This window comes from Eudoraea sp. (assembly GCF_049665975.1).
In the GTDB taxonomy this organism is placed as follows: domain Bacteria; phylum Bacteroidota; class Bacteroidia; order Flavobacteriales; family Flavobacteriaceae; genus Eudoraea.
Window position 1 is genome coordinate 1 of record NZ_JBATGR010000295.1, and the last position, 6,724, is coordinate 6,724.

Genomic DNA, 6,724 nt, shown 5'->3' on the forward strand with positions numbered 1-6,724 from the left:
CAGTCAAAGGTATTTCAACCAATTAAAAAGAAGTTTAGCCAAAATTTTAAGGGACTCCAATGCATTAGCATACATTTGGTGGACCATAGCATAAGTAGGTTAAGTTCATGGTAAGATTTGGGGAAAAAGGCAGGTGCAAACCTGCCTTTTTTATTTCTGATTCTCAGTAAATTATAACTTTTAAAATCAATATTTTTCTTCCTTATCCAGCCTGAAGTATTAGTTGAAAGCCTAAAATTTACCAAAATTTCTTTGTTATTTCTCACAATACCAGTAATTTAGTAATGCCATAGCATAAGTAGGTTAAGTTTATGGTAAGATTTGGGACGAAAAGGGTGGAGACTTCTCCACCCTTTTCTATATAATAAAAAACCTCCTTAGTACCTAAGGAGGTTTAATTTTCATTAAAATTTGGATCAAAGTATAATTGACATTTACTTATTTGAACTGTACAACTCAGCAACTTTATCCCAGTTAATAATATTAAAAAAGGCATTAACATAATCTGGCCTTCTATTTTGATAATTTAAATAATATGCGTGTTCCCAAACATCCAATCCCAAAATCGGTTGCCCTCCACATCCGGTATCAGGCATTAATGAATTATCTTGATTTGGTGTTGAGCAAACTTCTACCTTCCCCCCTTTATGTACGCAAAGCCAAGCCCAACCAGACCCAAATCTTGTCGCAGCAGCTTTACTAAAAACATCTTTAAAGGCATCAAAAGAGCCATAGGCTTCATTGATCGCGGCAGCTAGGTCTCCTGTTGGTTCACCTCCACCATCAGGCGACATAATTTCCCAAAATAGGGAATGATTGTAATAGCCTCCTCCATTGTTGCGGACCGCGCCATTGGACATGTCTAAATTTTTCAATATATCTGTAATAGATTTATTTGCAAGATCTGTATTCGCAATAGCGGCGTTAAGATTCGTAGTGTAGCCATTATGATGCTTTGTATGGTGGATCTCCATAGTTCTTGCGTCAATATAGGGTTCTAATGCATCATATGCATATGGTAGTTTTGGTAATTCAAATGCCATTTCTAAACGTTTTAAGTTAATAATTAGAGTCACTCAAAGTTACTCTATTTAACATTTATATTCGCCTAAATATTTGTTAAGAACTCTTTAAGATTGCGTAATTTGCAATAAAAAATTAGTGCAGAGCAGCTCGTTTAATATCTACAATGCTTCCGCCGGATCAGGGAAAACGTTTAAGCTGGTGCAGGAATATCTGAAAATTGCACTTTCGACAGAAAATTCAACTATTTTTAATCAAATTCTAGCCATCACTTTTACCAATAAGGCTGCTAATGAGATGAAAAGTCGCATTCTTAATAGTCTTTTCGAATTTGGTCATCCTAATAATCCTGAAAAAACTTCCGCCTTATTTCAATTATTGGCAAAAGATTTAAATATTGAAGATGATCATTTACAAAAAAGAGCCCGCATCACATTAAAGCAAATCTTACATAATTATGCTTTTTTTGATATTTCGACAATCGATAAATTTACACACCGACTTATTAGAACTTTCGCTAAAGACCTTAAAATTCCACAGAATTTTGAAGTTGTATTGGATACAGACCTTTTATTAGAGGAAGGAATTGACCGTTTAATAAATAAGGCCGGAACCGATAAGGTACTTACAAAAGTCCTAATCGACTTTGCTTTGGAAAAAATTCAAGACGATAAAAGCTGGGATATTGCATATGACCTTAACAAAATGGGGAAATTGTTATTTGAGGAAAATCAATCTTATCATCTTGACCTTCTAAAAAACAAAAGTCCACAGGATTTTTTAAGTCTGAAAAAATTAATTCAAAAAAAAATCACCCTTATTGAGGTTGAAATTAAAGACCTTGCCAGGCAGGCTTTAGAAACAATATCCCAATCCGGTGTTGGTTTGGAAGTATTTCCCAGAAAAACGCTTCCCAACCATTTTACTAAAATTTGTGATTACGAATTTAATCCTGCTAAGCTTTACAACAACCAATTAGAAAATAATTTTCAGGAAAGTAAAATTTTTAAATCAGGATTTCATGCTCCTAATCCGGAATTGGTATTCGCCCTTCAAAAATATTTTTTAGAAATTAAAAAAAGGATCTATCACAGGGCTTTTTTAAGGAATTCCTATTTAAATATTGTGCCATTAACGGTTTTGAATGCAATACAACAAGAAATTAAAACCATTGAGTCCGAACGGGATCAGATTCCAATATCCTCATTCAATAAGATTATATCAGATGAAATAAGGAACCAACCCGCTCCATACATTTATGAACGTTTAGGCGAAAAATATCGTCATTACTTTATCGATGAATTTCAGGATACTTCACAAATGCAGTGGGAGAATCTCGTTCCATTAATAAGTAATGCCCTCGAAAGTCAGGATGAGCAAGGTAATATGGGAACCTTATTGTTGGTTGGAGATGTTAAACAAGCAATCTATAGGTGGCGTGGTGGAAGAGCCGAACAGTTTTTGAACCTGATAAACAAAGAAACAAATCCTTTTGTTGTAGAACCGAATATTAGCTCACTAGAAAAAAATTACAGAAGCCGAGAGGAACTCGTTAAATTTAATAATACGTTTTTTACCGTTACAAGCCCATTCCTTGCCAGTCCACAATATAATTTACTTTTTGCGGATGGAAATAAACAAGATTTTAATGATGAGGCAGGTGGATATGTAGATTTGAATTTTATTAAAATGCCTACAGAGAATAAAGACTTAGAGTACTGCAATGAGGTCTTAAGATCAATCAAAGACGCATGCTCCGATAAGTATAACTTTGCTGACATCTGCATTCTTACCAGAAAACGTAAACATGGTATTATTTTAGCCGATTTTCTTATAGAACAAAATATTCCAATAATTTCTTCTGAAACACTCTTGCTTAAGAATAATCCAAAAGTCAATTTTCTAATCAATTTATTAAAGCATATTAACGCACCCGAGGATTCAGAAATTTGCTATGAAATATTATATTTTCTTGCAACAAACAAGGAAAACAAACATGAGTTTATTAATGAACATTTAAATAATTTACCCTATATACTATATGAAGCTTACCACTTTAATATTGACGAAATAAAGTATAACTCATTAACTGATGGCCTGGAATACGCAATAAACCAATTCAAGTTAGTTGAGCATTCAGATGCCTACCTTACTTATTTTATGGACGAGGTCATTGATTCTGAACTAAAGGACGATGCCAGTATTACTTCATTTTTAGGCCATTGGGAAAAGAATAAGGAGAGGCTCAGTATCGTAGCTCCAGAAAATTTAAATGCAGTAAAGATAATGACGATACACAAAGCAAAGGGATTAGAATTTCCAATTGTTATTTACCCTTTTGCAAACACTAAGATTTATGACGAACTAGAACCAAAATTGTGGTTGCCTGTTGAGGATTTTGAAGAATTTAAAGAAGTACTAATCAATAAGAAATCAGAGGTGTTACATTATGGGGAAAAAGCCAAAATAATTTATGATGAAGAACAGCATAAACTCGAGTTAGATGCATTTAATATTTTATATGTAGCACTTACACGAGCAGTGGATAGGCTCGTTATTATAACAGAAATGTTTCTCAATGCTAAGAATGAATTTAAAATGGATAACTACTCAGGATTATTTATCCATTTTTTAATTAGTCAAGGAATTTGGGATGAAAACAAAACCAGATATTCCTTTGGATCGGCTGAATCAAAGAAACAAGAAAATGTACTCCCTAAAGCACAACCGCATATTCCATTTATATGTACTCAAAAAAATACTGCTAATTTTAGTATTATAACTCAGACTGGCAGACTTTGGGATAGCAAAAGAGAAGAGGCTATTAAAAAAGGTAATATTATTCACCATACGATGGGGCTTATTAAAACCGGGAGCGATATTGACCCCGCAATTGCATACATGATCAGAAAAGGAGATCTAAAAGTTGAAGAGGGAGCTCAACTAAAGGAAAAAGTGCAACAAATCATTTGGCACCCTAAATTAAAATCATTCTTCAGTACAGAAAACTGTATAAAGAATGAAAGTGAAATTATAACAGAAAATGGTCTAATTTTACGGCCCGATCGTATGGTTTTCAAAAATCAAAGGGTTACATTAATTGATTATAAAACAGGAAAAAAAGCTCAAAAATATTATGAGCAATTATACACCTATGCCGACGCCCTGAAGACCATGGGATATATTGTTGAAAATAAGATAATAGTTTATATTGATAAAAAAATTACACCAGAATTTATTAACTAGTTATGTACGGAAAAATTAAAGAATATTTAAGGAAAGAACTAAAGGACATTAAAGAAGCAGGGCTTTACAAAGAAGAGCGTATAATTACTTCTGCTCAGGGTGCGGTAATCAGTGTTTCCGGCGGACAAGAAGTGATAAATTTTTGCTCAAACAATTATTTAGGATTATCTGCTCATCCCGAAGTAATAAAGGCTGCTAAAGAGACCCTTGACACCCATGGCTTTGGAATGTCTTCAGTACGTTTTATTTGTGGTACCCAGGATATTCATAAAGAACTGGAAGATAGAATTGCAAAATTCTATGGTACAGAAGACACAATATTATATGCCGCAGCTTTTGATGCCAATGGTGGTGTATTTGAACCACTTTTATCGGCAGAGGACGCAATTATATCAGATGCTCTAAATCATGCGTCTATTATTGACGGCGTTAGGTTATGTAAAGCCAAACGATATAGGTACGCCAATAGTGATATGGTTGATCTGGAGACCAAATTAATTCAGGCTAAAAAAGATAATGCCCGGTTTAAAATAATTGTTACTGATGGTGTGTTTTCCATGGATGGATTATTGGCTCCGTTAGATAAAATATGTGATCTGGCAGAAAAATATGATGCCATGGTAATGATTGATGAATGTCATGCAACCGGATTTATAGGGAAAACCGGTAGAGGCACTTTGGAGGAAAAAGGGGTAATGAACAGGATAGACATTATTACCGGAACACTTGGCAAAGCCTTGGGTGGCGCAATGGGCGGTTATACAACCGGTAAAAAAGAGATTATTGACATGTTAAGACAGCGATCCAGACCATATTTATTTTCTAATTCCCTTGCTCCAGCTATAGTCGGAGCATCTATCAAAGTATTTGAAATGCTTGAAACAAATACCTCTTTGAGAGATAAACTGGAAAAAAACACAAAATACTTTAAAAAAGGAATGCAAAAAGCGGGGTTTGATATTATTGATGGGGATTCCGCCATAGTACCAGTAATGCTCTATGATGCCAAATTATCACAAAAAATGGCAAATATGTTACTAGATAATGGTATTTATGTAATTGGTTTCTTTTATCCTGTGGTCCCCAAAGATAAAGCGAGAATACGGGTTCAATTGTCTGCCGCTCATGAAATTGAGCATTTAGACAAAGCCATCAATGCTTTTATAAAGGTAGGCAGAGAGTTAAAAATTATCTGAATACTTGTTTTTACTTAAAAAACCTTAAAAAAATAGGAAATTGATTTTGTTAATAATTCTTAACAACTTACATTTGCTGCTAAATAAACACTTAAACTTAAATTTTTGAAAATGAAACAGCTTAGTAGATTATTGTTTGTTGGCCTTATTGTATTGGGGTTTAACAGCATAAAAGCGCAAGATGAAAATAATCCTTGGCGAATTGGTTTTGGAGTAAATGCAGTTGACTTTTATCCAGTAGGTAAAGTAGGAGGATTCGGCAATGAGTACTTCAATGTCAATGATCATTGGAACATTCTGCCTTCTATCTCTTATGTAGATGCTTCCCGTTATATTGGTGATGGTATTTCCGTTGGTGTTAGAGGTTCTTTAAATCGTATTAAAAAGTTTGGAGACACTCAAGTAGACGATTGGTCTTACTACGGTATCGATGGAACTATCCGTTACAACTTTGTTCAACCCAGCAGCACTGATGGTTTCTTCTCTGTGGTTGATCCCTTTGTTGAAATTGGAGGTGGTTATTCATGGGTTAGAGACATTGGAGCTGGTACTCTCAACGGAGGTGTTGGTATGAATATTTGGTTCAATGAAAATATTGGTCTAACACTTGCATCAAACTACAAACATTCTTTTGAAGATTACTTAACTCCACACTTCCAACACATGTTGGGTCTTTCTATCAAATTTGGTGGAACTGATACTGATAAGGACGGAATTTATGACAAAGACGACGCTTGTCCAGAAGTACCTGGTTTAGAAGCATTTAACGGTTGTCCTGATTCTGACGGTGATGGTATTGAAGACAGCAAAGACAGATGTCCTAATGAAGCAGGTCCTAAAGAACTAAACGGTTGTCCTGATGCAGATGGTGACGGTATTGCTGATATAGATGATGCTTGTCCAAATGAAGCTGGTTTAGCTGCTCTTTCAGGTTGTCCTGATGCAGATGGCGATGGTATTGCAGATAAAGATGATCAGTGTCCAAACGAAGCAGGTCCTGCTGAAAACAACGGATGCCCATGGCCAGACAGAGATGGTGATGGTATTCTTGACAAAGATGATTTATGTCCTGACTTACCAGGTGTAGTAGCAAATAAAGGTTGTCCAGAACTTACAGAAGCTGTTCGTAAGACATTAAACGACTATGCAAAGACAATCTTATTTGATACTGGTAAAGCAACTATCAAAGAGCGTTCTGCAGAAGTATTGCAAAACATAGTAGCTATCCTGGAAGAGTACTCTTTCGCAAGGTTTAGTAT

Annotated in this window: 4 protein-coding genes; 3 read left to right on the forward strand and 1 reads right to left on the reverse strand. The window is 34.9% G+C overall.

What is annotated here, in order from left to right; all coding sequences use genetic code 11:
• Nucleotides 1-434: 434 nt before the first annotated feature.
• On the reverse strand, nucleotides 435-1,043 hold the full coding sequence (locus WBN20_RS10395) for a superoxide dismutase (RefSeq protein WP_424272021.1): 609 nt from the start codon (nucleotides 1,041-1,043) through the stop codon (nucleotides 435-437).
• A 118-nt stretch (nucleotides 1,044-1,161) separates the two neighbouring features.
• Here WBN20_RS10395 and WBN20_RS10400 point away from each other — a divergent pair, with 118 nt between their 5' ends.
• The 3 genes from WBN20_RS10400 to WBN20_RS10410 form a co-directional block, all read left to right on the forward strand.
• Complete coding sequence (locus WBN20_RS10400; protein WP_424281634.1) at nucleotides 1,162-4,269, forward strand: UvrD-helicase domain-containing protein; 3,108 nt, start codon at nucleotides 1,162-1,164, stop codon at nucleotides 4,267-4,269.
• 2 nt (nucleotides 4,270-4,271) lie between these two features.
• Nucleotides 4,272-5,465: a glycine C-acetyltransferase gene (gene kbl, locus WBN20_RS10405; protein ID WP_424274652.1), complete on the forward strand. Its 1,194-nt coding sequence runs from the start codon at nucleotides 4,272-4,274 to the stop codon at nucleotides 5,463-5,465.
• Between the two features lie 111 nt (nucleotides 5,466-5,576).
• A partial coding sequence (locus tag WBN20_RS10410; RefSeq protein ID WP_424281635.1) for a thrombospondin type 3 repeat-containing protein occupies nucleotides 5,577-6,724 on the forward strand: 1,148 nt, incomplete at its 3' end.

What these genes read in the sequence shown, in the direction of transcription:
- WBN20_RS10395 (WP_424272021.1), bottom strand. Translation starts at nt 1,043, where the DNA reads ATGGCATTTGAATTACCAAAACTACCATATGCATATGATGCATTAGAA.
- kbl (WP_424274652.1), top strand. Translation starts at nt 4,272, where the DNA reads ATGTACGGAAAAATTAAAGAATATTTAAGGAAAGAACTAAAGGACATT.